Origin of the sequence: Micromonospora sp. DT233 (assembly GCF_049841815.1) — a bacterium.
Classification (GTDB): domain Bacteria; phylum Actinomycetota; class Actinomycetes; order Mycobacteriales; family Micromonosporaceae; genus Micromonospora.
In genome coordinates this window covers 17,446-41,138 of record NZ_JBNCLB010000013.1, presented here as the reverse complement: position 1 = coordinate 41,138, position 23,693 = coordinate 17,446, and the positions used below count along the sequence as shown (strand labels likewise).

27 protein-coding genes and 1 riboswitch are annotated in these 23,693 nt (G+C 72.1%); of the genes, 11 read left to right on the top strand and 16 right to left on the bottom strand.

Features of this window, described 5'->3' with window-relative positions:
- Positions 1–385: 385 nt before the first annotated feature.
- The 3 genes from ACLQ2V_RS22520 to ACLQ2V_RS22510 all read left to right on the top strand — a co-directional run bounded on the left by ACLQ2V_RS22520 (position 386) and on the right by ACLQ2V_RS22510 (position 3,229).
- On the top strand, positions 386–1,387 hold the full coding sequence (locus ACLQ2V_RS22520; protein WP_425720538.1) for a tyrosine-type recombinase/integrase: 1,002 nt from the start codon (positions 386–388) through the stop codon (positions 1,385–1,387).
- A 183-nt stretch (positions 1,388–1,570) separates the two neighbouring features.
- Positions 1,571–2,344, top strand: coding sequence for an endonuclease/exonuclease/phosphatase family protein (locus ACLQ2V_RS22515; protein WP_425720537.1), 774 nt, complete (start codon positions 1,571–1,573; stop codon positions 2,342–2,344).
- A gap of 117 nt (positions 2,345–2,461) precedes the next feature.
- Positions 2,462–3,229 (top strand): TSUP family transporter, encoded by a 768-nt coding sequence (locus ACLQ2V_RS22510; protein ID WP_425720649.1) that lies wholly within the window; start codon positions 2,462–2,464, stop codon positions 3,227–3,229.
- Between the two features lie 50 nt (positions 3,230–3,279).
- Here the strand turns inward: ACLQ2V_RS22510 and ACLQ2V_RS22505 are convergent, their stop codons facing one another.
- The gene (locus ACLQ2V_RS22505; protein ID WP_425720536.1) at positions 3,280–3,888 is read right to left on the bottom strand and encodes a malonic semialdehyde reductase; all 609 of its coding nucleotides are present in this window, start codon (positions 3,886–3,888) and stop codon (positions 3,280–3,282) included.
- Between the two features lie 102 nt (positions 3,889–3,990).
- On the opposite strand from ACLQ2V_RS22505, the gene ACLQ2V_RS22500 reads away from it, so the two are divergent.
- On the top strand, positions 3,991–4,356 hold the full coding sequence (locus ACLQ2V_RS22500) for a winged helix-turn-helix transcriptional regulator (protein ID WP_425720535.1): 366 nt from the start codon (positions 3,991–3,993) through the stop codon (positions 4,354–4,356).
- A 10-nt stretch (positions 4,357–4,366) separates the two neighbouring features.
- The gene (locus tag ACLQ2V_RS22495) at positions 4,367–5,173 is read left to right on the top strand and encodes a GNAT family N-acetyltransferase (RefSeq protein WP_425720534.1); all 807 of its coding nucleotides are present in this window, start codon (positions 4,367–4,369) and stop codon (positions 5,171–5,173) included.
- On the opposite strand, the gene ACLQ2V_RS22490 is transcribed toward ACLQ2V_RS22495, so the two are convergent.
- Positions 5,156–5,662 carry a peptide deformylase gene (locus ACLQ2V_RS22490; protein WP_425720533.1) on the bottom strand — a complete coding sequence of 169 codons (507 nt, stop codon included), beginning with the start codon at positions 5,660–5,662 and terminating at the stop codon, positions 5,156–5,158. The two genes, ACLQ2V_RS22495 and ACLQ2V_RS22490, sit on opposite strands and share 18 nt — an antisense overlap.
- A gap of 9 nt (positions 5,663–5,671) precedes the next feature.
- Positions 5,672–6,673 (bottom strand): helix-turn-helix transcriptional regulator, encoded by a 1,002-nt coding sequence (locus ACLQ2V_RS22485; RefSeq protein ID WP_425720532.1) that lies wholly within the window; start codon positions 6,671–6,673, stop codon positions 5,672–5,674.
- Between the two features lie 146 nt (positions 6,674–6,819).
- On the opposite strand from ACLQ2V_RS22485, the gene ACLQ2V_RS22480 reads away from it, so the two are divergent.
- Positions 6,820–7,281: a VOC family protein gene (locus ACLQ2V_RS22480; protein WP_425720531.1), complete on the top strand. Its 462-nt coding sequence runs from the start codon at positions 6,820–6,822 to the stop codon at positions 7,279–7,281.
- Positions 7,282–7,441: 160 nt separating this feature from the next.
- On the opposite strand, the gene ACLQ2V_RS22475 is transcribed toward ACLQ2V_RS22480, so the two are convergent.
- Positions 7,442–7,717, bottom strand: coding sequence for a hypothetical protein (locus tag ACLQ2V_RS22475; RefSeq protein ID WP_425720530.1), 276 nt, complete (start codon positions 7,715–7,717; stop codon positions 7,442–7,444).
- Between the two features lie 256 nt (positions 7,718–7,973).
- On the opposite strand from ACLQ2V_RS22475, the gene ACLQ2V_RS22470 reads away from it, so the two are divergent.
- Positions 7,974–8,171, top strand: coding sequence for a hypothetical protein (locus ACLQ2V_RS22470; RefSeq protein WP_425720529.1), 198 nt, complete (start codon positions 7,974–7,976; stop codon positions 8,169–8,171).
- A 93-nt stretch (positions 8,172–8,264) separates the two neighbouring features.
- Here ACLQ2V_RS22470 and ACLQ2V_RS22465 read toward each other — a convergent pair whose 3' ends face one another.
- The gene (locus tag ACLQ2V_RS22465; protein WP_120730846.1) at positions 8,265–8,834 is read right to left on the bottom strand and encodes a class I SAM-dependent methyltransferase; all 570 of its coding nucleotides are present in this window, start codon (positions 8,832–8,834) and stop codon (positions 8,265–8,267) included.
- Between the two features lie 290 nt (positions 8,835–9,124).
- On the opposite strand from ACLQ2V_RS22465, the gene ACLQ2V_RS22460 reads away from it, so the two are divergent.
- The 3 genes from ACLQ2V_RS22460 to ACLQ2V_RS22450 all read left to right on the top strand — a co-directional run bounded on the left by ACLQ2V_RS22460 (position 9,125) and on the right by ACLQ2V_RS22450 (position 11,037).
- A complete protein-coding gene (locus tag ACLQ2V_RS22460; RefSeq protein WP_425720528.1) occupies positions 9,125–9,349 on the top strand; it encodes a hypothetical protein in 225 nt (74 codons plus the stop codon).
- Positions 9,350–9,522: 173 nt separating this feature from the next.
- Positions 9,523–10,608: a winged helix DNA-binding domain-containing protein gene (locus ACLQ2V_RS22455; RefSeq protein ID WP_425720527.1), complete on the top strand. Its 1,086-nt coding sequence runs from the start codon at positions 9,523–9,525 to the stop codon at positions 10,606–10,608.
- A gap of 228 nt (positions 10,609–10,836) precedes the next feature.
- The gene (locus tag ACLQ2V_RS22450) at positions 10,837–11,037 is read left to right on the top strand and encodes a DUF5999 family protein (protein WP_425720526.1); all 201 of its coding nucleotides are present in this window, start codon (positions 10,837–10,839) and stop codon (positions 11,035–11,037) included.
- Between the two features lie 117 nt (positions 11,038–11,154).
- On the opposite strand, the gene gcvP is transcribed toward ACLQ2V_RS22450, so the two are convergent.
- Positions 11,155–13,977 carry an aminomethyl-transferring glycine dehydrogenase gene (gene gcvP / locus ACLQ2V_RS22445; protein ID WP_425720525.1) on the bottom strand — a complete coding sequence of 941 codons (2,823 nt, stop codon included), beginning with the start codon at positions 13,975–13,977 and terminating at the stop codon, positions 11,155–11,157.
- Positions 13,978–14,056: 79 nt separating this feature from the next.
- Positions 14,057–14,157: riboswitch (glycine riboswitch) on the bottom strand.
- A gap of 127 nt (positions 14,158–14,284) precedes the next feature.
- A complete protein-coding gene (locus ACLQ2V_RS22440) occupies positions 14,285–15,181 on the bottom strand; it encodes an NAD-dependent protein deacetylase (protein ID WP_425720524.1) in 897 nt (298 codons plus the stop codon).
- A 127-nt stretch (positions 15,182–15,308) separates the two neighbouring features.
- Between ACLQ2V_RS22440 and ACLQ2V_RS22435 the strand changes: the two genes are divergently transcribed.
- The gene (locus ACLQ2V_RS22435; RefSeq protein WP_425720523.1) at positions 15,309–15,968 is read left to right on the top strand and encodes an NAD(P)H-binding protein; all 660 of its coding nucleotides are present in this window, start codon (positions 15,309–15,311) and stop codon (positions 15,966–15,968) included.
- A gap of 34 nt (positions 15,969–16,002) precedes the next feature.
- Here ACLQ2V_RS22435 and ACLQ2V_RS22430 read toward each other — a convergent pair whose 3' ends face one another.
- From ACLQ2V_RS22430 to ACLQ2V_RS22390, 9 genes are all read right to left on the bottom strand, one after another.
- Entirely contained in the window at positions 16,003–16,638 is a 636-nt protein-coding gene (locus ACLQ2V_RS22430; RefSeq protein WP_425720522.1) for a DivIVA domain-containing protein, read from the bottom strand.
- Positions 16,635–17,843: a globin domain-containing protein gene (locus ACLQ2V_RS22425; protein ID WP_425720521.1), complete on the bottom strand. Its 1,209-nt coding sequence runs from the start codon at positions 17,841–17,843 to the stop codon at positions 16,635–16,637. Before ACLQ2V_RS22425 ends, ACLQ2V_RS22430 begins: the two co-directional genes overlap by 4 nt.
- A gap of 2 nt (positions 17,844–17,845) precedes the next feature.
- Positions 17,846–19,087, bottom strand: a complete 1,242-nt coding sequence (locus tag ACLQ2V_RS22420; RefSeq protein WP_425720648.1) for a nitric oxide synthase oxygenase — start codon at positions 19,085–19,087, stop codon at positions 17,846–17,848.
- A gap of 343 nt (positions 19,088–19,430) precedes the next feature.
- Positions 19,431–20,015 carry a MerR family transcriptional regulator gene (locus tag ACLQ2V_RS22415; protein WP_425720520.1) on the bottom strand — a complete coding sequence of 195 codons (585 nt, stop codon included), beginning with the start codon at positions 20,013–20,015 and terminating at the stop codon, positions 19,431–19,433.
- 224 nt (positions 20,016–20,239) lie between these two features.
- Complete coding sequence (locus ACLQ2V_RS22410; RefSeq protein ID WP_425720519.1) at positions 20,240–20,704, bottom strand: bifunctional nuclease family protein; 465 nt, start codon at positions 20,702–20,704, stop codon at positions 20,240–20,242.
- A 217-nt stretch (positions 20,705–20,921) separates the two neighbouring features.
- The gene (locus ACLQ2V_RS22405; RefSeq protein WP_425720518.1) at positions 20,922–21,629 is read right to left on the bottom strand and encodes a MerR family transcriptional regulator; all 708 of its coding nucleotides are present in this window, start codon (positions 21,627–21,629) and stop codon (positions 20,922–20,924) included.
- A gap of 50 nt (positions 21,630–21,679) precedes the next feature.
- On the bottom strand, positions 21,680–22,132 hold the full coding sequence (gene odhI, locus ACLQ2V_RS22400) for an oxoglutarate dehydrogenase inhibitor Odhl (RefSeq protein WP_089000305.1): 453 nt from the start codon (positions 22,130–22,132) through the stop codon (positions 21,680–21,682).
- 213 nt (positions 22,133–22,345) lie between these two features.
- Positions 22,346–22,726 carry a glycine cleavage system protein GcvH gene (gene gcvH, locus ACLQ2V_RS22395; protein WP_425720517.1) on the bottom strand — a complete coding sequence of 127 codons (381 nt, stop codon included), beginning with the start codon at positions 22,724–22,726 and terminating at the stop codon, positions 22,346–22,348.
- Between the two features lie 58 nt (positions 22,727–22,784).
- Complete coding sequence (locus ACLQ2V_RS22390; protein WP_425720516.1) at positions 22,785–23,687, bottom strand: DUF881 domain-containing protein; 903 nt, start codon at positions 23,685–23,687, stop codon at positions 22,785–22,787.
- Positions 23,688–23,693: the final 6 nt, after the last annotated feature.

Here is a 23,693-nt window from a genome sequence, read left to right as displayed (position 1 = left end):
ACTCGGCAACGAATGGTGAGGCTGTGAATTGGTAGCCGCTTCGAAGTAGTGGCCGCTTCGCTCCCGCCGCACCGCCGTGCTTGCCGTGCGCCGGGGCGACTCCGTCCCGGCGGCGGGCTCGGGCCGCACCCGGCGCGGCCACCAAACACCGCCGCGCCGCTCACACCCGTCCCGAGCTCCGGGTCGGACGTGCGCCCGAGCAGCCGGAACAGTCGACGGCCGAGTCGGAGCGGCTGCGTCCGCGGCGGTCGCCCGCGCAGCACGGCTGCGGACGCGGAACTAGTCGGCGAAGGCCGTCCTAGCGCGGCGGCCGTTGCTCGATCGGGTCCCGCTCCCCCCGCGTCGGGACTCGCCCGAAACCCGAGAATCATGCATAATATCTCTTATGCATGACAAACAGGACGATTCGGTAGTCGGGCTTATCGAGGAGTTCCTGACGGCGCGCGCCACCCGCAAGCCGTCCCCGCACACCCTGGCGGCCTACAGGCGGGACCTGCACAGCGTCGCGGCGCTGGCCGCGCAGGGCGTCATCCCCGCCCTGTCGGCGGAGGCGTTGCCGATCAGCGCCCTCTCCCCCAGGGTCCTGCGGGCGGCGTTCGCCCGGTTCGCCGCTCCCCGGGCCGTGGCGTCGGTACACCGGGCCTGGTCGACGTGGAACAGTTTCTTCTCGTTCCTGGTCGCCGAGGGGGTGGTGGCGGGCAACCCGATGCCGGCGGTGGACCGCCCCCGCGCCCCGCTCCCCCAGCCCAAGCCGCTGCGCGGCGAGGACACCCCGGAGCGGTTGCTGACGGCGGTGTCGCGCGACGACGGCCGGCAGCGGGACCCGTGGCCGGAGCGGGACTTGGCGGTGGTGGCCTTGGCGCTCTGCGCGGGGCTGCGCCTGTCGGAGCTGCTGGCGTTGCGGGTCGGTTCGCTGGTGGGGCGGCCGGGTGAGCGGCGGGTGGACGTCGCGGGCAAGGGTGGCCGGCCCCGGGCGGTACCGATCGAGCCGGAGCTGGACGGGGTGCTGGTGGCGTATCTGGAGAGTCGGGTGCGGCGGTTCGGGTCGCGGTCGGTGCGGCCGGAGTCGCCGCTGCTGGTGGACCGGCGAGGTGAGCCGTTGCGGCGGGGTGGTCTGCAGTACCTGGTGGAGTCCTGTTATCGGCGGTCGGGGCTGGTGGACCGGGTGCCGCGTGGGGCGCGGTTGCATGCGTTGCGGCACACATTCGCGACGCGGTTGGCCGAGGACGGGGCGAGCGCGGCGGAGATCATGCGGTTGTTGGGGCACGCGTCGTTGGCGTCGTCGCAGACGTACATCGAGGTGACGGCGGGTCAGCAGCGGGCGGCGGTGCGGTCGAATCGCACGAACCGGGCGTTGGTGGGGTTGGTGCCGGGTGGTGTGGGGTGAGGGTCAGCCGAGCCCGACGACGAGGGGCCCGTGGTCGGAGATGGTGGTGCCGGGGGGCGTCACAGTCCCCGTCGGCGCCGTAACCACAGCCCTGCCCATCCCAGTGCCACGAACACCGCCATCGAACACACCAGCAGCTTCAGCATTGGGCAACCCTCCCACACCCTCCGTAGGCTGCGAAGGATGCGCCTGGTCACCTTCAACGTGCTGCACGGCCGATCCCTCAACGACGGGCTGGTCGACCCTGATCGGCTCGCCGCTGCCGTTGCCGCCCTGGATGCCGATGTCCTCGCGCTGCAGGAGGTGGACCGGGATCAGAGCCGCAGCGGCAATCTGGATCTGACCGCTGTTGCCGCCCGGGCGCTGGGCGCGTCCGAGCATCGTTTCGCCGCCGCCATCGTCGGCACCCCCGGGGCGGACTTCCGCCGGCCGCGCCATGACGATGACGGGCGTGGTGAGCCCTGTTACGGGGTCGGCCTGGTCAGCCGTTATCCGGTGCGTGGTTGGCATGTCGTCCGGCTGGCGCCGGCCCCGGTGCGTGCGCCCATTCATCTTCCCGGGGGTGGGGTGGTCCTGCTGCGTGACGAGCCCCGGGTGGTTCTCGCCGCTGTCCTGGAGACTCCGCAGGGCGAGGTCACGGTCGCGGCGACCCACCTGTCGTTCGTTCCGGGTTGGAATGCCCGTCAGTTGCGGCGCAGCGTGCGGGCCCTGCGTGCGTTGCCCGCTCCCCGGGTTCTGTTGGGGGATCTGAACCTGCCCGCCGGTGCCGCTCGGTTGGTCTCCGGGTGGGTCCCGCTGGGGCGTCGGCCCACGTATCCCGCCGCTCATCCCCGGGTGCAGCTGGACCATGTTCTCGCCGATCGTCGTGGGCGTGAGCGTCTTCCGCCCGTCACTGCGGTCAGTACGCCCGCGACGACCATTTCCGATCATCGGCCCCTCGTCGTCGACCTCGGTTGATGCCCTGCGGGGGTGCCCGCTGGCGGGTGTGAGGCGTGCGGCGGCCCGGCGGGGTGAGGTGTGCCACGGGGGGTGCCGGTGGGTGGGGTGGGGTGGGAAGAATGGCCGCCCGTGGAGCTGGATGCGGGGTCGTTGGGCGCGTTGTTGGTGGTTGCTGCCCTGGCGGGTTGGGTGGATGCGGTGGTCGGTGGTGGTGGGTTGTTGATGTTGCCGGCGTTGTTGGTGGCGGGGGTGCCGGTGGCGACGGCGTTGGGGACGAACAAGGTGGCGGCGATCGCGGGGACGGCGACGGCGGCGGTGACGTATGCGCGGCGGGTGCCGGTGGACTGGGTGGTGGTGGGTCCGGCGGCGGGGTTGGCGGTGGTGACGGCGGGGGTGGGTGCGGCGTTGGCGGGGGTGGTGCCGGCGTCGGCGTACCGGCCGGTGGTGTTGGTGGTGTTGGTGTTGGTGGCGGTGTTCGTGGTGGTGCGGCCGGGGTGGGGGTTGGTGGCGCGGCCGCAGCGGCGTACGCGGGGGCGGGTGGTGGCGGCGGTGTTGGTGGCGGGGGTGGGGGTGGCGGCGTATGACGGGTTGATCGGTCCGGGGACGGGGACGTTTCTGGTGGTGGTGTTCACGGTGGTGGTGGGGGCGGATTTCGTGCGGGGTTCGGCGATGGCGAAGGTGGTGAACGCGGGGACGAATGTGGGGGCGTTGGTGGTGTTCGGGGTGATGGGGCATGTGTGGTGGTGGTTGGGGGCGGCGTTGGCGGTGTGCAATGTGGCGGGGGCGGTGGTGGGGGCGCGGATGGCGTTGCGGCGGGGGTCGGGTTTTGTGCGGGTGGTGTTGGTGACGGTGGTGTTGGTGTTGGTGGCGCGGTTGGGTTTCGAGCAGTGGGTGGCGGGGTGAGGTGCCGGCCGGCGCGGGGTGGGTGAGACCGGGTGCCGGCCGGCGCGGGTTCAGGCGTGGCGGACGACGTCGTCGTAGTCGAGGCGGGGCAGGCGGGGGAAGGCGTCGGGGCCGGGCTTGCCGATGTTGACCACGAGCAGGGAGCGCCAGGTGGTGTTGGTGAAGAATTCGCGGTCGACGCCGGCGTTGTCGAAGCCGGCCATGGGTCCGGCGGCGAGGCCGGCGGCGCGGACGGCGAGGAGCCAGTAGCCGATCTGGAGGGTGGCGTTGAAGCGGGCCATGGCTTCGCGGTCGGGGTGGGTGGCGAAGGCGTCGCGGAGTTCGGGGCGGGTGGGGAAGGTGCGGTGGGTGTTTTCGTGGAAGTCGGTGTCGGCGGCGAGGACGGCCACGACGGGGGCGGCGACGGTCTTGTCGCGGTTGGTGGGGCTGAGGTGGGCGATGAGGCGGTCGCGGGCGTCGCCGGGGCGGGTGTAGAACACGCGCAGCGGTTGGGTGTTGCTGGCGGTGGGTGGGTACTTGGCGAGGTCGTGGATGGCGCGGAGGTGGGCGTCGGTGACGGGTTCGTCGGTGAAGGTGCTGGCGGTGCGGGCGTCGGTGAAGAGTTGGGCTTGGGCGGTGGGGTGCAGGGTGATGAGGTCGGGTGTGGTGGTGTCGGTCATGGGTGGTGCCTTTCGTGTGCGGGAAGGAAGTAGCTGCCGCGACAGTAGCAGCTAGTATTTTCGAAGTTGTTTCTGTCGCGGGCGGGCCCGTACGCTGAGTGCATGTCGTTGCGCTCCCCTGTCGGCGAGACTCCCCGCTCGTGCGATGCGGGTCTGACGCGGGCGTTCGCGTTTCTGGGCAAGCGGTGGAACGGGGTGCTGTTGGGCACCTTGGCGCGGGGGCCGGCGGGGTTCGCCGAGTTGACCCGGGCGTTGCCGGGGATCAGCGAGTCGGTGTTGTCGGACCGTCTCGGTGAGTTGGCCCGGGCGGGTCTGGTGTGTCGCACGGTGCGTGAGGGTCCCCCGCTGGGGGTGAGCTACGAGTTGACGCCGCACGGGGTGGCGGTGCTGCCGGCGTTGGACGCCCTGGCCCGGTGGGCGCGCGAGCACCTGCCTGCCGAGGGGTGTCCGCCTGCGGCGAGTGTGTGATCATCGGTGGATGTCGTTGCGTGTGGAGCACGACCGGGCTCTGCTGGGGCGGCTGTTGGGCCGTGATCCGGCGTTGCACGCGTACGAGCTGGGGGACCTGGACGACTTCTTCTGGCCGTACACGTCGTGGTTTCGCCGGGGTGAGCAGGTGGTGTTGCTGTACCGGGCGGTGACGCCGCCGACGGTGTTGGCGTTCGCCGACGAGGCGGGTCGGCGGGGGTTGGCGGCGTTGTTGGCGCAGGTGGCGCCGGTGTTGCCGGCCCGGTTGTACGCGCACCTCTCCCCCGGTCTGCTGCCGGTGCTGCGGGGGCGCTTCGACGTGGTCGACGGTGGCGCGCACGTGAAGATGGCGTTGACCGATCCGGGGGCGCTGGCCGGTGGGGACGGTGGGGCGCAGCCGTTGACGGCGGCGCAGCTGCCGGAGTTGACCGAGTTGTACGCGCAGGCGTACCCGGAGAACTGGTTCGATCCGAGGATGCTCGACACCGGTCAGTACGTGGGGGTGCGCCGCGACGGGTTGTTGGTGGCGGTGGCGGGGGTGCACGTGTATTCGCCGACGTGGGGGGTGGCGGCGTTGGGCAACGTGACGACCCGGGTCGGCTACCGGGGTCGGGGGTTGGCGCGGGTGGCGGTGTCGGCGTTGTGCCGGCGGTTGCTGGGGCGGGTGCGGTGGGTGACGTTGAACGTGCGGGCGGACAACACCGCGGCGGTGCGGCTGTACCGGGGGTTGGGGTTCACCGAGGTGGCCGGGTACGGGGAGTACACGTTGACGGCCCGGCCGGAGACCGGTGGGGTGGGTTCAGGGGCGGCTGGGTGAGTCGAAGCGGCCGGCGCGGATCTGGCGCAGGGCCTGGCGGCGGGTGTCGCCGGTGAGGGTGTCGACGTAGAGGCGCCCGGCGAGGTGGTCGGCTTCGTGTTGCAGGGCGCGGGCGAGGAAGCCGCTGCCGGTGACGGTGCGTGGCTCGCCGTGTTGGTCGACGCCGCGGGCGGTGGCGTGCAGGGCGCGGGGGGTGGGGAAGTACAGGCCGGGGATGGACAGGCAGCCCTCGTCGTCGTCCTGGAGTTCGTCGGACAGTTCCAGGGTGGGGTTGATGAGGTGGCCGCGGTGGCCGTCGGCGTCGTAGACGAACACCTGGGCGCTCACGCCGATCTGGGGGGCGGCGACGCCGGCGCGGCCGGGGGCGCCGAGGAGGGTGTCCATCAGGTCGGTGACCAGGGCGCGCAGGGCGGCGTCGAAGGTGGTGACGGGGTCGCAGGGGGTGCGCAGCACGGGGTCGCCGATGATCCGGATGGGGCGCATCGTCATGGCAGCAGATTAGTCGGTGGGTGGTGGGGGCGTGGGGGTGGGTGCGCGGGCGGCGGTGGTGGTGAGGCGGCGGGCGAGGTGGGCGAAGGCGGCGGTGAGTTCGTGGGGGCCTTCGACGTCGATGTCGGCGTCGTAGCGGGCGATGGCGGCGGCGAGGCTGGGCCAGGACCAGGAGCCGAGGGTGAGTCGGCAGCGGTCGGGGGTGATCTGCTCGACGAGGCCGTCGCGGGTGTAGCGGGCCACGGTGGCGGCGGGCAGGTCAAGGAGGACCGTGCCCTGGCACGGCCAGCTTCCTGAAGCGTCCCCGGAGCCGCGGAAGACGCCGGTGACGTAGGCGGTGATGTCTCCGCCGGGCAGCGTGCGGGGAGCGAAGCGTGGCCCGTTGGGGGTGCGTAGGCTCATCCGGTCGACGCGGAAGGTGCGCCAGTCGTCGCGGTCGAGGTCCCACGCGATGAGATACCAGCGGCCGTGCCGGGTGATCACGTGGTGTGGTTCGGTGCGGCGCGGCGGTGCGGCGCTGTCGGTGCCGTAGTCGAAGCGCAGGCTCTCGTGGGCGCGTACGGCGGCGCTGATGGTCAGGAGCATGTCAGCGTCGACCGGTTCGGCCGGCCGGGTGGTGGGCCGCTCGACGGCGGTGACGTCGAGTGCGGTGATGCGGTGCCGTAGCCGGGAGGGCAGCACCTGGCGGATGGTGTTCAGCGCCCGTTCGGCGGCCTCGGCGAGGCCGCCGCCGAGGGTGGTCGCGCTGATCTGCAGAGCGACGGTGAGAGCGACGGCCTGGTCGTCGTCGAACAGCAGCGGGGGCAGTTCGGTGCCCGCACTGAGTCGGTAACCGCCGTCGGGGCCTTTGACCGCCGCGATGGGATAGCCGAGTTCGCGCAGCCGGTCGACGTCGCGGCGCACGGTGCGCAGGCTGATGTCCAGGCGGTCGGCCAGTGCGGTGCCGGACCAGTCCCGGCGGGTTTGCAGCAACGACAGCAGGGCCAGCAGTCGCGCGGAGGTTTTCGGCACAAGCCTGATTCTGCCCGCAGTAGGTGCCACTTCCTGTCACCTACTGCTGGGAGTCTCGAACTCGAGTCGGTCCCGCGCGGTGCTTCGGTGGCGCCGGGAGCCGCTCATCCCCTGCACGCCTGAGAATCCTCACCAAGGAGTCCCACATGGCCATCACCACCACCACGCACCTGAACTTCCGCGGCGACGCCCGCGCGGCGCTGGAGTTCTACCAGTGCGTCTTCGGCGGCCACCTCACCGTCGTCGCCTACAGCGACTTCGGCATGCCCAGGGAACTCCCGGACGCCGACAAGGTCGTCTTCGGCCAGGTCACGGCCGACAACGGGTTCAGCATCATGGCCTACGACGTGCCCAGCCAGGCACCCGCCGGGTCACCGGCCGCAGCCACCACCCGCGAGAACGGCATGACCCTGACCGGCGAGCGGTTCTTCGTCTCCGTCCGTGGCGAGACCGCCGACGAGGTCAGCGTGCTGTGGGACAAGCTCTCCGACGGCGCCGAGATCGTCGAGAAGTTCGGCCCCTCGCAGTGGGCACCGGGCTTCGGGATGCTCACCGACCGGTTCGGCGTCACCTGGATCCTCGACGTCGCCGTTGCCTACGCCGGCTGACCCACCACACCTCTGCGGTCCGGGCCGCCCGTAGTTTCCAGACCAAAAACAACGGTAAGCAGTTGATCTAGGCCCTCACCTGGGGCGTAGTTCCTCAAGGCGAGGTTGCCCGGCAGCCGATTCGGCCGTTTTCCGTGATCTCGGTAAGTGGGACGGGATGTCAGCGCCGGTGTCGGCGGTGGTGCTGATCGTTCTCGGCGGTGATGCGGGCGGAGGTCTCCTCGCCGAGGCGGACGTAGATGCCGAGGGTGGCCAGGTGCCGGTGGCGAGACTTGGCCTGCAGCTCGGCGGCGCTGCGGCCCTTGGCGGCCAGGTGGGTCAACCCGGAGTGACGCAGCTGGTGGAGGGTGTACCCGGCGCCGTGCGGACCGCTGGCGCAACCACAGATGTGATCCAGGTCGAGTTCGCACTGTCGCAGCAGGCTGTCTCCCAGCATCTGCGGGTTCTCCGTGAGCACGGGTTCGCGTCGGTCCGGGCTGAGGGGGCTCGTCGGTTCTACGCCGTGGAGGCCGGGCCGTTGAGCGAGGTTGACGCGTGGCTGGACCGGTTCCGCAGGCTCTGGGACCAGCGACTAGACGCACTGGAGACCGAGCTCGCCCGCGGCAGACGTATTGCCCGGCAATCCGCCAACGACGAGCCTGGCGGGCCCAACGAAGAAGCGTAGGCACGAGGGGTTCCCTACCGAACGGAGCATGATCGCCGGCTTCCTGGGCGACGGCGAGGTCCTTGACCACGAGGAGTTCAGGGCATCGCCCGCCGGCCGCGAGTTCAGCCGGCGTAGCGCCGCCGCCTGGGGCGAGGCCCACCTGGCCGGCGGCGGCGAACCGAGCCAGGTCGCGGCCGCGGTCGAGGCCACCACCGCGTTCTACCAGCCCGCCGGGGACGCGTGATGAAGTAACGCCACCGCGGAGGTGACCGCACCGTCGGCGCGCAGCAGTCGCCGCCGAGCATGCGCGTCGGCCGCAGGGCTGGTCAGTCGGCCACTATGACGCAGCGGCTGCTGCGGCGATGGCCGCACACTTGCGGCCCGGAAACTGCTGCCTAAGACGCTGAAGTTCGGTGAAACCGGCTTCTCTCAGGCGGGCGGAGAACTCGTCCACAGGCCAGCGGTATGCGGTGTGGACCTTGTGATCGAACGCGGCCACCCCGTCGTCGCTGTCGAAGAAGCCGATTACTAGCCTCCCGGAAGGGGTCAGCATCCGGCGGAACCGGGCTAGCACACCGTCCAGCTCCGGTGGCGGTATGTGAATGGTTGAATACCAGGAGAGGATGCCGGCCACCGAATGGGCGGGAAGGTCCAGGTCGGTCATCTCTCCGAGCTGGAACTCTGGCCCGGGAAAGTTGGTCTGGGCGTAGTCGATGAACTCGGGGACCAAGTCGACGCCGGTCACGTCGGCGCCGAGCGAATGCAGGTAGGCGCTCCAATGGCCGGGGCCGCAACCGAGATCGAGCACCGTGCCGTCCAGGCCGACGAGGTGACCTCGGACGAGGGCCGCGTCGTCCGCGTGGGCCTGCCAGTCACCATCGAACAAGGCGATGTACTGCTCCGACATGTACGAGTAGGCGTCACGGACCGGTTGGTTTCTCACGGCGTCACTTTACGAGTCAGTCCTCGATCCCACTCATCCCGCGAGCGTAGAACCGGCCCCTAACCCGCTCTGGGAGTAGCGAGACAGGCACTTACCGGGCAGTAGGCACTGCGGCGAGCGACCAGTCACCGTCCGGCAGCGGAGACGTCGCCGCCGATGCCGATCTCGTTGCCATCACCGTCGCGGAACACGTACTTCCCCCACCACCGTCACCGACGACGTCGTCGTCACCTCACCAGCCCGTGGTTAGCGTCGTGCCGAGATGGCCTCGATCAGCCGTAGCGCACCTCGACGACCTGCTCGCCGGTGCCGGCACCACCCTCGACGACGCCACCCTCGACCGGATCGACGAAGTCGTCGCGCCCGGGGTCGACCCGGGCACCCTCGACATCGCCTACACACCGCCCGCCCTGGATCAGACCGCCCTGGATCAGACCGGCCTGCGTCGCCGCCCCACCGGCGACCGCGCCGCCGCCTGAACGCTCGCCGCCGGGGAGGATGTGCGCAGCAACGGTCATTGTCAGGACCGGTCTGCGAACCGGTCCTGGACGCGGAGTGCCTTGATGAGCATCACCACCACGACCCGCACCGTCGTCGAGAGGAACCCTGTCATGCGTACCCACCCGGTGGACCGCGCCGCGACGGCGCGGTGGTGACCGCGCGTCTGGACGGCCGCGCGCTCAACCGCGCGACCCTGGCCCGCCAGTTCCTGCTCTCCCGTGCCGACGCGCCCGTGCTCGACGCGGTGGCCCGGGTGGGTGGGTTGCAGGCCCAGGAGCCGCAGGAGCCGTTCGTGGGGCTCTGGTCGCGGGTGGCCGGCTTCGACCCCGGCGACGTCGACCGGCTGCTGGGGCAGCGGCTGCTGGTGCGGCTGCACCTGATGCGCCGCACCGTGCACCTGGTCACCGCCGACGACGCGTGGCGGTGGCGGCCGCGCCACCACGCCCTGCTGCGGCAGCGGATCCTCGGCACGTGGCGCCGGGAGCTGACCGGGGTGGACCTGGACGACCTGGCGGGGCGGGCGGCGGCGCTGCTGGCCGACGGGCGGCCCCGCTCGCTGGGCGACATCGGCCGTGCCCTGGCCGTGGGCGCGCCGGGGCCGGCGCCTCGTGTGTTGGGCGAGGCGGTCGTCGCCGCGCTGGTGCCGACGGTCCAGTTGCCGCCGCGCGGCACCTGGCGCAGCGCCGCCGGGGCCCGGTATCTACCGTTGTCGGCCTGGTTGGGTCGGCCGGTGCCGGTCGAGGTGGATCCGGCGGCCGCCGACGCCGCCGGTGCGGACCTGGTGCGCCGGTACCTGGGGGCGTTCGGTCCGGCCGCGAGCGCGGACCTGCGCGCCTGGTGCGGGCTGGCCGGGCTGCCGCAGGTGGTGGCCGCGTTGCGCGAGGAGCTGGTGAGCTTCCGGGACGTGCGCGGCCGGGAGTTGCTGGACCTGCCCGAGGCCCCGCGCCCCGATGCGGACATCCCGGCGCCGGTGCGGTTCCTGCCGGCGTTCGACAACGCGGTGCTGGGCTACCACGACCGGGGTCGGATCATCGACGACGCCCACCGGGGGTTGTCGGTGGCCGGCAAGCGTCTGGTGCTCGTCAACGGTCGGGTGGGCGCGACCTGGGACGCCGCCGCCGGTGGTGGTGTTGCTGTCGTGCCGCTGCGGGACTTCACCGCCGCCGAGCGCGCGGAGGTCGCCGAGGAGGCCGAGCGTCTCGCCGGGTTCCTGGCCCGGCCGCCGGCGGGCGGTTGATGCGCTCGGCGGCGGCGTCGGCCGTGCGCGGCGCGTCGGAGCGCGCTGGCGCGCGGACCACCCGCTTGGGAGCGGTTCCACGACGGGTGGCCCACGCCGCATCGGCCGTTCAGCGAAATTCCCCCCGACATGACGGGAACCTGCTCGATGCGGCTCACATTCGCTTGGTACTGTGCGTCACTGGTCATGTGAACCATGACACAGTGCCCCCACAGTCCGGAGAACCCGATGTGCCAGCACCTACCCTCCTGCCCCTCCGCCGACGCCACCGACCGCGACGCCGCCCGGGTCCTCGCCTGCTTCCCTGAGCAGGGCTGGAGCCTGCTCTGCAACGGGGTCATACGCTTCGAGGACACCGGGGAGCTACTCCCCGACGGCAGCACCATCGCCCCCCACCGGGCCCCCGCCCGGCACGCCCTCGCCGCTTGATCGATCACTGCGGGTCACCCGACGCGCACTGCCCGGCCGTGGCCGCCGCGACCGTCCCTGCGGCGCCCACCGGCCCCGCGCCGGGGCGGCGTGCCGCACCGCCCCGGCCGCCCGGCGTCACTGGGCGAACGCCTCCGGCGCCGGGCACGAGCACATCAGGTTCCGGTCGCCGTACGCGCCGTCGACCCTGCGCACCGGCGGCCAGTACTTCCCCGTCCGGTCCCCGCCCGCCGGGTACGCCCCCACCGACCGGGGGTACGGGTGCGGCCACTCGTCGCCGGCCACCATCGCCGCCGTGTGTGGGGCGTTGACCAGCGGATTGTCCCCCGCCGGCCACTGCCCTGCGGCGACCTTGTCGATCTCGGCCCGGATGGCGATCATCGCCGCGCAGAACCGGTCCAGCTCGGCCAGGTCCTCGCTCTCCGTCGGCTCCACCATCAGCGTCCCCGCCACCGGGAACGACATCGTCGGGGCGTGGAACCCGTAGTCGATCAGTCGTTTCGCCACGTCGTCGACGCTCACCCCCGTCGCCTTCGTCACCGGCCGCAGGTCCAGGATGCACTCGTGGGCCACCAGGCCCTTGTTGCCGGCGTAGAGCACCGGGAAGTGCTCCCGCAACCGGACCGCCACGTAGTTCGCCGCCAACACCGCCACCGCGGTGGCCCGGGTCAGCCCCGCCGCCCCCATCGTGCGCAGGTACACCCACGGGATCGGCAGGATCCCCGCCGACCCGTACGCGCTCGCGGAGATCGCCGGGCGGCCCGGCCGCGCCGGCCCGGCAGGGTCACCGGGCAGGTACGGGGCGAGGTGCGCGCGCACCGCCACCGGCCCCACCCCCGGCCCGCCGCCGCCGTGCGGGATGCAGAACGTCTTGTGCAGGTTCAGGTGCGACACGTCCGCCCCGAACTGACCCGGCTTGGCGAACCCGACGAGGGCGTTGAGGTTCGCCCCGTCGACGTACACCTGACCGCCGGCGTCGTGGACCTTCGCGCACAGCCGGGCGATGCCCGCCTCGTACACCCCGTGCGTCGACGGGTACGTCACCATGATCGCCGCCAGGTCGTCGCGGTGCGCGTCGATCTTCGCGTCGAGGTCGGCCAGGTCGATGTCACCGTCGCCGGCGCAGCCGACCACGACCACCCGCATCCCCGCCATCACCGCGCTGGCCGCGTTCGTGCCGTGCGCCGACGACGGGATCAGGCATACCGTGCGGTGACCCTGCCCCCGGTCGCGGTGGTACGCGCGGATCGCCAACAGCCCCGCCAGTTCCCCCTGCGACCCGGCGTTGGGTTGCACGCTGACCGCGTCGTAGCCGGTGACCTCCGCCAACCACCCCTCCAGCTGGGCGATCATGTCCCGGTACCCGGCGGTCTGCCGCGCCGGGGCGAACGGGTGCAGGTGCGCGAACTGCGCCCAGCTGACCGGCTCCATCTCGGTGGTGGCGTTCAGCTTCATCGTGCACGACCCCAACGGGATCATCCCCCGGTCCAGGGCGTAGTCGAAGTCCGCCAACCGCCGCAGGTACCGCAGCATCGCCGTCTCCGAGTGGTGGCTGCGAAACACCGGGTGGGTCAGGAAGTCCGAGGTGCGCGCCAGCCCCGCCGGCAGGGCCGCGTCGACGTCACCGGTCACCGCGTCGACGCCGAAAGCCGCCCACACCGACGCCAGGTGCGCCGCCGTGGTCGTCTCGTCGCAGGTGATCCCCACCCGGTCGGCGTCGACCAGCCGCAGGTTCACCCCCCGCGCCGCCGCCGCGGCCACCACCTGCTCCGCCCGCCCCGGCACGCGCGCGCAGACCGTGTCGAAGAACGCCACGTCCGCCACACCCACCCCACCGGCGCGCAACCCGGCCGCGAGCCGCGCCGCCATGGCGTGGGTACGGCCCGCGATGGCCCGCAGCCCGTCCGGGCCGTGGTACACGGCGTACATGCCGGCCATCACCGCCAGCAGCACCTGCGCGGTGCAGATGTTGCTCGTCGCCCGCTCCCGGCGGATGTGCTGCTCACGGGTCTGCAACGCCAACCGGTACGCCGGGTCGCCGTCGGCGTCACGCGACACCCCGACCAGCCGCCCCGGCAGCATCCGCTCCAACCCCGAGCGCACCGCCAGGTACCCGGCGTGCGGGCCGCCGAAGCCCATCGGCACCCCGAACCGTTGGGTGGTGCCCACCGCCACGTCCGCGCCGATCTCCCCCGGCGGGCGCAGCAGCGTCAACGCCAGCAGGTCCGCCGCCACGCACACCGTCGCCCCCACCGCGTGGGCGGCGGCGACCAGGTCGGTGTGTTCCCGCACCGCCCCCGACGCCCCCGGGTACTGCAGGTGCAGGCCGAAGAACTCCCCCGGCAACTCCTCGGCGTCGACGTCGACCACCCGCACGTCGATGCCCAGTGGCTCCGCCCGGCTGGTGATCACCGCGATGGTCTGCGGCAACGCGTCGGCGTCGACGACGTAGGTGTTGCTGCGGGCCTTCGACGCCCGCCGGGCCAGGGTCATCGCCTCCGCCGCGGCGGTGCCCTCGTCGAGCATCGACGCGTTCGCGGTGGCCAGGCCCGTCAGGTCGGTGACCATCGTCTGGAAGTTCAGCAGCGCCTCCAACCGGCCCTGGCTGATCTCCGGCTGGTACGGGGTGTACGCGGTGTACCAGGCCGGGTTCTCCAACACGTTGCGGCGGATCACCGCCGGGGTGTGCGTGCCGTGGTACCCCAGGCCGATCATGGACACGGCGACGGTGTTGCGCCCGGCCAGGGCCCGCAGCTCGGCCAGCGCGTCGTGCTCGGTCGCCGGGGCCGGCAGGTCCAGGGTGCCGTGCCAGCGGATCACCTCGGGAACCGCCGCGTCCATCAGCTCGTCGAGGCAGCCGTAGCCGACGGCGTCCAACATGCGGCGCTCGTCGTCGGGGCCGGGGCCGATGTGACGGGCGGCGAAGTGCTCTACGGTCATGGGTGGTGCTCCCGGGGCGGGTGAGGTCGACAGGTCGGCCTCCCCCTGAGTCGCACCCCGGGCGGGGCGCTCCACAGTGCCTGCCCACGGGGTCCTTCTGCCTGAGAGGTTCCGGGGAGGAAGCTGCCCCTTCGGCGCCGACCCGGCTGGACACCGGGTGGTCTCTCCCCCGTGGGTGATCGGCGTCGTCCACGCTACCAGCGCCAACCCGCCGCCGGGCAGGTCATCCCCCGCCGCCGTGATCACCGCCGCCGCCGGTGCGGCCCGGCCCGCTCGCCGGCCCGGGGGCGTGAGGGCCTGGGGCGGGTCAGTGGGCGGTCGGGGCCGTCACCGGCGGGTCGACGGCCGCGCCGGCGCCCGGGGCCGCCGGGGCGCCCAGCCGGTCGGCCAACGCCGGCAGCACCGCGCCCAACGGCGCGTCGACGCGCACGTCGGCGTACCCGTCGCCGCGCGTCGGCCCCTGGTTGACGATCCCCACCGCGATGCCCCGCCGCGCCGCCCGGGTCACGAACCGCCGCCCCGACAACACCGTCAACGACGACCCCAGCACCAGCAGCGCCCGCGCCCGGTCCACCAGGTCGAAGCAGCGGGCCACCCGCTGCGGGGGCACCGTCTCACCGAAGAACACCACGTCGGGTTTCAGCACCCCGCAGGGGCACCACTGGCAGTCCACCGTCCGGAACCCGGCCACCCGCTCCTCGGGCAGGTCGACGTCACCGTCGGGGTTGACCTGCGCCACCGCCGCGTCGAAACCCGGGTTGGCCTGCCGCAACCGCCGGTGCACCTCCTCGCGGGAGACCAGGTTGCCGCAGCCCAGGCAGACCACCTCGGCGAGGCTGCCGTGCAACGCCACCACCGACGTCGACCCGGCCGCCGTGTGCAACCCGTCGACGTTCTGGGTGATCACCGCGTCGACCAGCCCGGCGCGTTGCAGCCGCGCCACCGCCCGGTGCCCGTCGTTCGGGGCGGCCCCGGCGATCGTGGCCCACCCCAGGTGGCTACGCGCCCAGTACCGTCGCCGCGCCGCCGCGTCGGCCACGAACGTCTGATACGTCATCGGGGTGTGCCGGCGGGCCACCCCGCTGGGCCCCCGGTAGTCCGGGATACCCGAATCGGTGGACAGCCCCGCCCCGCTCAACACCACGACACCGCCGCCGGAGAGCAGCCCCGCCAACGCGTCGATCGTCTCCGTCACGGCGTCCATGCTGCCTCAGGGCCCGGCGCGGCGGCGAGTGACGCTCCTCGCCGACCCGACCGGCCCACCCCCTCACCGCCGACGCGCCTCGCCGACGACCCGGCGGGCGGCGGCTGCGGCGACTACGGTGACGGGTATGCGCGTCGTCATCGCCGGAGGCCACGGCAAGATCGCCCAACTGCTGCACCGGGAACTCACCGGCCGCGGCGACACCGCCGTCGGGTTGATCCGCAACCCCGACCACGCCCCGGCACTACGCGCCGCCGGCGCCCACCCCGTCGTGGCCGACCTGGAACACGCCGACATCGACGAGATCACCGCGCACCTGGCCGACGCCGACGCGGTCGTCTTCGCCGCCGGCGCCGGCCCCGGCAGCGGTGCCGCCCGCAAGGACACCGTCGACCGGGCCGCCGCCGGGCTGCTCGCCGACGCCGCGCAACGCGCCGGCACCCGCCGCTACCTGCTGATCTCCTCGATGGGAGTCGACGACGCCCCGCCGGCCGGCACCGACGACGTCTTCGCCGCCTACCTGCGGGCCAAGAAGGCCGCCGAGGACGACCTGACCGCCCGCGACCTGGACTGGACGGTCCTGCGCCCCGGGCGGCTCACCGACGACCCGCCCACCGGGCGGATCACCCTGGCCCGGCACGTGCCCGCCGGCGCCGTCACCCGCACCGACGTCGCCCGGGTCCTCGTCGCCCTGCTCTACCACCCGGCGTCCGCCGGGGCGATCCTGGAACTCGTCGGCGGCAACACCCCCATCGCCGACGCCGTCACCGCCGTCGACCACCGCTGACGGCGACCCTCCCCGGTCGGCGGGGCGGGCCGGGTCAGCCGCCGACGGCCCGGCGCAGCTGCTGACTGGCCGCCCCCGCCGCCGCCGCGTCCGCGCGCAGCTGATCCCCCTGCGCCGCCAGGTACGCCTGCCACTGCCCCAGATGCTGCTGCGCCGTGGCCACCACCGCCAACAACACCTCGTGACGGGCCTGCAACTCCCGCACCTGCCGCTGCAGGTCCTCCGACCGGCCACCCACCGGCGCCGACGGGGACCCCGCGACCGACCCGGCCCGGCGGTGCGCCTCCGCGACGATCTCCTCGGCCTGCCGGCGGGCGTCGGCGATGATCTCCGCGCTCTCCTCACTGGCCTCGGCGATCGCGCGGTTCGCCTCGTCCTGCGCCCGCACCGCCAACTCCACCACCATCGGGTCCGGGCCCTGCGGGGCGGCGCTGGGCAACGCCCCGTGCCGCAGCATCTCCACCTGCCGCACCAGGCCCTCGTTCTCCCGCCGCAGCCGCTGCACCTCACCGTTGAGCAACGAGATCCGCGCGTCGGCCGACCGGGCCACATCGGCGACCTCATCCACCGGCAGCCAATCGCCGCCCCGGAACCGCCGCGCCTCCACCGCCGCCAACGCCCGCGCCGTGTCGTCGTGACGGACGCTGCCGCTGCCCTGCTCGACGTTCACCGCGCACCCGAACCGGTGAAGTCCCGCGCCGCGTCGGCCACCCCGCCCGCCAACGGCGGATACAACGAATGGTCGTAACTCTCGGCCAGGATCCGCTCCGCGGGCACCCCCGAGGCCAGCAACGCCCCCACCGTGTCCCGGGTCATCCGCGGATTGCCGCAGACCAGCACGTCGGTGTCACGCCACGGCCCCAACCGCAGCGCCGTGTCCACCGCCCGACCCACCGCCCCCGACCACTGCCAACCCGACTCCACCGTCGGCACGTACCGCAACCACCCACCCGCCGGCCACCCCGACGCCAACTCCCGGATCGCCCGGTCGTCGTACAGGTCGTCCGGGGTCTTCGCGCCCACCACCAACGTCACCATGCGCCCCTGCCCCTGCCGCAACGCCTCCACCACCGCCCGCAACGGCGCCAACCCGGTGCCACCGGCCACCAACAACAACGGCGACTCCGGCGCCCGGTCGTACGACGACAACGCCGCGCCCAACGGCGAACCCAACAACACCCGGTCACCCACTCTCAACCGACGCACCAAATGCGTGGAGAACCTGCCCGCCGCGCGGACGTGGAACTCTATCGTGCCGTCCGGGCGCGGCGCGTTCGCCGGCGACAGGTACCGCCACAGGCGAAGCTGCGGCACCTGCACCGGCAGCGACTGCCCCGGCAGGAACTCACACAGGTAGTTCGGGCGCACCGTGAACACGCACACGTCCGCCCGGCGCCGCTGCACCGCCAGGACCTCCGCCTCCCAGTACGGCGGCGACGTCCGCTCCGCCTGCGCCGCCCCGGTGAGCATCAACCGCGTCACCGCCTCGTACGCCGCCGCCCACTGCGCCCGCAACTGCGGCGTCCACCGCGGCCCCAGGAACCGCTCCAACGTGGCCAGCAACGCCTGCCCCACCCACACGTAGTGCCACTCACCCAACGGCACCTCCCGACCCTGCCGGTCGGTGCCCCGGAACCGGCGGTGATCCGCGCCCAACCGCTGCGCGAACGCCGTCAACTCACGCTCGTCGTCGACGTGGGACACGATGTGCCCCAACGCCGCCAACAACTTGTCCTCCTGATAGCTCATGTTCGTCGGGAACATCGAGCGCGCCTCCGGGGCGAGGACGAACAAGGTGGCGTAGAAGTACTTCGCCGCCTCCGGACCCGCCGCGCTGAACTGCGCCCAACTCTGCCGCAACGCCGCGACGTCCATCCTCAGTCCTCCCGCCCGCGCGCGGCCGCGTGCCGCTGACGCAACGTCAGCTGCGCCGCCCCGTCCGGCCCGTACGCCCGCTGCGCCGGCCACAGGTTCGGGTTCGGCACCCGGGTGTCGTAGTAGCGGTGGTGCACCGCGTGCAACGCCGCCCACCCCACACTGCCGTTGAGCCACGACCAGTCACCGTGCACCGCCCGCCCCGCCCGTTCCTCCTGCGCGCAGAACTTCATGAACAACTCCGACTCGGTGTGCGGGTCCGACACCCGCACCCCCGCCTGCCGGAACGACCACAACACCGCCTGGTTGATCACCAACACGGCGTGCTCGCGCCACAGCGTGTCCTCCCGCGACGTGTCCAGCCCCAACCCCCGCGCCACCGGCAGCAACTGGTCGTAACGACCCCCGTCGCCCAGGTTGCGGGTGCCGATCTCATCCCCCAGGTAGTGCCCGTTGAACGGGGCGCAACTGTAGTCCACCCCACCGACGCGCAACCGCATGTTGCTGATCACCGGCAGGGCGTGCCACCGCAGCCGCAGATCCTCGAACCACGGATACGCCGGGTGCGCCAACGCCACCTCCCGCACCAGGTCCCGCGGCACCTCCACCAACGCCGGATCCTCGTACGCCGTCTCCAGCACCCACGGCAGCACGTCGAAGCGGCCCGGCACCGGCGGGGGCCGCCACCCCAACCGCAGCGCCGCGTCGGTCATCGGCACCTGCCCCGGGTCACCCAGCACCGACCCGTCGACGCCCCGGTGCCCGCAGTAGCGGACCAACTGGTCGTTCCAGATCCGCGCCCGCGGCCCCACCCCCGGCCGGTCCGGCGCGAAGACCGTCATCACCGACTGGATCCGACCGCCGTTCTCCGCCACCGCCAGGTGCTGGCCCAGCTCCCGGGCGATGCCCACCACCGACGTCACGTCCCGGCGGTCCCGCACCCGCAGGCCCGCCCACCGCACCCGGCCCACGCAACGCGCCGACTGCCGCCACGCCACCTTCGCCCCGTACGTCAGCTCCTCACGGGTGTGCCGGTACGTGCCGGTCACCGCGATCTCGTCGCGGACCTGCCCCACCCGCGCGGCCACCCCCGGCAACCGCCGCTCCGCGTGGAACAGGCGCAGGAACTCCTCGGCCTCCGCGAGGACGTCCGCCTCCGCGAGGGCCTCCCCGGCCGGCGGGGCCCAGGCGCCGTGCGCCACCGGGCAACCCGCCCCACCCACCCGCCGGTCGACATCCACCATGGTCATGGTGCTGTGACTGTCAGTCTGCACTACGGTTCAAATCCGATCGTCGGGCAGGCAACCTCGTCGCCCCCTGCGTCGTCCCGGAACACCGTCCGCCGACTCCCACCACCGGCCGTCACCCACGGTGGCCACCCCGGTGGGGGCGAACGCCGCACATAGGATTACCGCCGACACCGAGACTGTCAACAAGATGCCACAAAACGGGAAAGTCCACACCCGACCCCGCGCGGCGCGACGATCACAGTGGACACCACACCCCCCGCAGGTCACCACCCCTGGACCCCCGCCGGGCCACCACGCCGAGAAACATTACGCCGGAGAAGACCACGGCCGGCGGCGCTCAGCCCGCCCGACGACGCGCCCGACGCGCCGCCAACTCGTCACCCACCGACTCCACCACCGGCTCGTCGACCGCCGCGCCCACCGGCTCCCCCGGCAGATGCGACAACGACCCCTCGATCTCCTTGAACGCCCCGCCGATCGCGATGCCGAAGACACCCTGGCCGCCCTGCAACAGGTCGACAACCTCCTCCGGCGACCGACACTCGTACACCGTCGTGCCGTCCGAGATCAACGTGATCCCCGCCAGGTCACCCACCCCACGCGAACGCAACGCCTCGATCGCCCGGCGGATGTTCTGCAACGACACCCCGGCGTCCAACAACCGCTTCACGACCTTCAACACCACCAGGTCGCGGAACGAGTACAACCGGGACGTCCCCGAACCCGACGCGTCCCGCACACTCGGCACCACCAACGCCGTACGCGCCCAGTAGTCCAACTGCCGATACGTGATGCCCACCGCGTGGCACGCCGTCACACCCCGGTAGCCCACCGCGCCGTCACCCTCGGCCGCCGACCCCGCCGGCGCCACACCCGCCCCCTGCGCTTGCGTACCAGACTCGGGATCTCGCGGCTCCTGCATCCGGACAACCTCCCCGCCAGTGCGGTGACACGCCGCATCCGCGGACGTGCACCCCTCGACACCGCAACCCTATAGCGCCCTTGAGGGGTCACCACGCAGAAGCGCCCGCGACACGCCGCGCGGCCACCACAAAGATCACCCACCAACCGACCGATCACCCACGGTGACCACCGCAGCGGGGAGGAACCACACCCGGGGGGCCACGCCCACACCGGCACCGACGCTCAGCCCGCGAAGTCCTCCGGACGCACCTGGTCCAGGAACTCCCGGAACTTCTCCACCTCGTCCTCCTGCTCGTCCGGAATCACGATCCCCGCCTCACTGAGGACCTGCTCCGCACAACGAATCGGCGCACCGACCCGCAACGCCAACGCGATCGAGTCACTCGGCCGCGCCGACACCCGCACCCCCTCACCGATCAACAGATCGGCGTAGAAGACGTTCTCCTTCAACTCGGTGATCTCCACCGCCCGCAACGGCGCCTGCAACGCCGCCAACACGTCCCGCAGAAGATCATGCGTCAACGGCCGGGCCGGCTTGACCCCCTGCTGCTCGTAAGCGATCGCCGTCGCCTCCACCGCACCGATGAAAATCGGCAGATAGCGATCCCCCTCGACCTCCCGCAGCAGGACGATCGGCTGGTTGCTGGGCAACTCCACCCGAACCCCGACCACGCTCAGCTCGCGCACCGCCGCCTCCGTGTCGTTGTCAACCTACGCCCGCACCGCGACCTTCCCTGCACGGTACACGGACCGCGACACGCGCATCCCGCACGCTCCGCCCGCCATACCCGCACACAGGAAGGGTTACCCCGGCAAGCCTACGACACGCCCCCCGCGGGCAGATCCCCCCACCAACACCACGCGGCCCGGGACCACCGCCCCGGGCCGCGCAGCACACCCACGATCAACGTCCCAACGTCGACCGCAACCCCACCCGCACCAACGCCGCGTGCAACTGCTGAGACAACGCCACCAACTCACGCGCCGCCTCCGCCGCCCGCCCCCGCGCCGCCGGATCACTCTGCCGCGCCAACGGCGCCACCAACTGCGCGAACAACCCCACCTCACGATCCGCCGCCGTCCGGTAACCCCGCAGATGCCGAGGCTCCAACCCGTACGCCGCCAGACCCGCCACCGCCCGCGCGATCACCAACGCGTCACCGTCGTACCAGCCCGGCGGATCGGACACCAACACCCCGAGCCGCTCCAACTCACCCAACGTCGACTCGTCGATCCCGCTCTGCGCGACCAGCTCCGTGCGACCCAACCGCACCCGCGCCGAGTCCACCGGCGCAGCCACCGGATCACGACCCGGCACCTCACCATCCGGACCCACCGCCACCAACGTCGGCCGCGACGGCCCCGCAGGAGCACCACCATCGGAATCCCACTGCGCCAACTGATCACGGATCACCCGCAACGGCAGATACTGATCCCGCTGCGCGGTCAACACGAACCGCAACCGCGCCACATCGTCCCAGGAGTACTTCCGATACCCCGAAGCCGTCCGCTGCGGCTCCACCAGCCCCTCGGACTCCAGGAACCGCAACTTCGAAATGGTGACGTCAGGAAAATCCACCCGAAGCTGCCCCAACACCTCGCCGATACTCATCAGCGGGCGCGCGCGGGCCGCCCCCGGCGGCGTCGAAGCCGCAGGCTCGTTCACCCCCGGCCGGCCCCCTCCTCCGGGCGCGGACCGGCGATGAACACCACACGGAACTTGCCGATCTGCACCTCGTCACCATTGCTCAACGTGGCCGCCTCGACCCGCTCCCGGTTCACGTACGTGCCGTTCAAACTCCCGACATCACGCACCGTGAACGTCCCACCGTCACGGTGGAACTCGGCGTGCCGCCGCGACACCGTCACATCATCCAGGAAGATGTCACTGTCCGGATGCCGGCCACTCGTCGTCACATCATGATCCAACAAGAACCGGGCGCCCGCGTTCGGACCCCGACGAACCACCAGCAGCGCCATACCCGGCGGCAACGAACCGGACATCCGGCTCGGCACCACATCGGTGTCCGGCCCCTCCAGCACTTCGTCGAGCGAACCGAGATTGAGCGTCGAAGTGACGTCGAGCGGGGGGAACTCGTCGTCTGGCCGCGTCATGGGACCACCTCACGGATCTGTTTCGCGTCGGCGTCGGGTTATGGCGGGTCTGGCCGCCGGGCAGTCCACCCGGCGGCTGGCTCCCCGTGCCCGGAAAGGCAATTCCGCAACGCTCAACTCATTGGTTTTCTCGGTCAACTGGGCGAGCCTAGCCAGCGCCGAAAAGCAGGGCAACCGGACGCGCGGGCACAACACCCACGTGCCCACGGGCACTCAGCTCTCAGTGAGCTCGCGATACGCCCCGGCGGTCAGCAGCCCGTCCACCGCCGCCGGCTCATCCGGCGTGATCTCCACCAACCAACCCGCACCGTACGGATCAGAATTGATCACCTCCGGAGTGTCCGCCAACGCCTCGTTGCGGGCCGACACCACCCCGGTCAACGGGGCGTAGATCTCCGACACGCTCTTGGTCGACTCGATCTCACCCAACGAATCGCCGGCCGCCACCCGCACGCCCACCTCCGGCAACTGGACGTACACGATGTCACCCAGCGCGTCCTGCGCGAAGTGCGAGACGCCGACCCGGACAGCACCCGACCCGTCACCCGCCACCCACTCGTGCTCGGCGGTATACCGCAGATCCTCAGGAATCACCAGACGCGTCCTTCACCGTCGTACCGACTGCGCCGGGCGAACCGGCGCGCCGCGCCGATCACGAGACCGGACGGGCGTGTTCCAACTTCACAGGATCATGCACCGCCGAAACCTCGGCAACCTCACGATCCTCGACGATCACGTTACCGCCGTCACCGGCGACCGACGCGGCCACCCCGCCCGGAATCCGCAACGCCGTCGCCATCGTCGTCGGGTCACCGATCACCGTGATCGTGAACGGCCCCGTCAACGACCGGCCATCCACCACCAGCGCACCCGACCCGCCGTCCAGGAAGAACGTCGACGCGATCACCCGCACCGCCGCACCGTCCCCACCGGAAATCTGCATCGCCTCCGCGCCCGCGCCCCGCAACTCCTGCACCGCGTCCAGGATCCGGTACGCCGAGATCGGCTTCGCCCCCGCCTCGAAGCGCACACTCAACCCCGGCCCCCGCGCCGGCAACGTCCCCGCCAGGATCCCCAACTCGTCCGCCCGCCGCGTCGCCTCCTGCAACGCCGCCTGCCGACCCTGCTCCCCCGAGCGCAACTGCCGCTGACTCTCCTCCAACGCCTCGATGTCCTGGCGCAACCGCTTGTCCCGCGAATCCAGATCCGAGAAGATCCGCACCAGGTCCTCCTGCCGCGTCGCCGCGGACGTCGGATCCGTCGACGTCGTGCGCAACTGCACCACCAGGGTGAACCCCAACAACCCCAACAACAACGCGATCATCGCCCCCGCCGAGGTCAACCGCCGCCCCAGGTCGGGCCGCGGCGGCCCCGCCGCGTAACCCGTGTCGACCTCCGCCGCGTCGACCTCACCCGCCGCCCGCCCGGCCGCCGCCATCGACACCGTCACCTCCGACGACGCATCCACCGCATCGGCCGCGCCCGGCGACGCCTCCACACCCGGACCGTCGACACCCGACGCACCCGCACCCGTCTCGCGCTGCTCCCCACTCATCGAAAG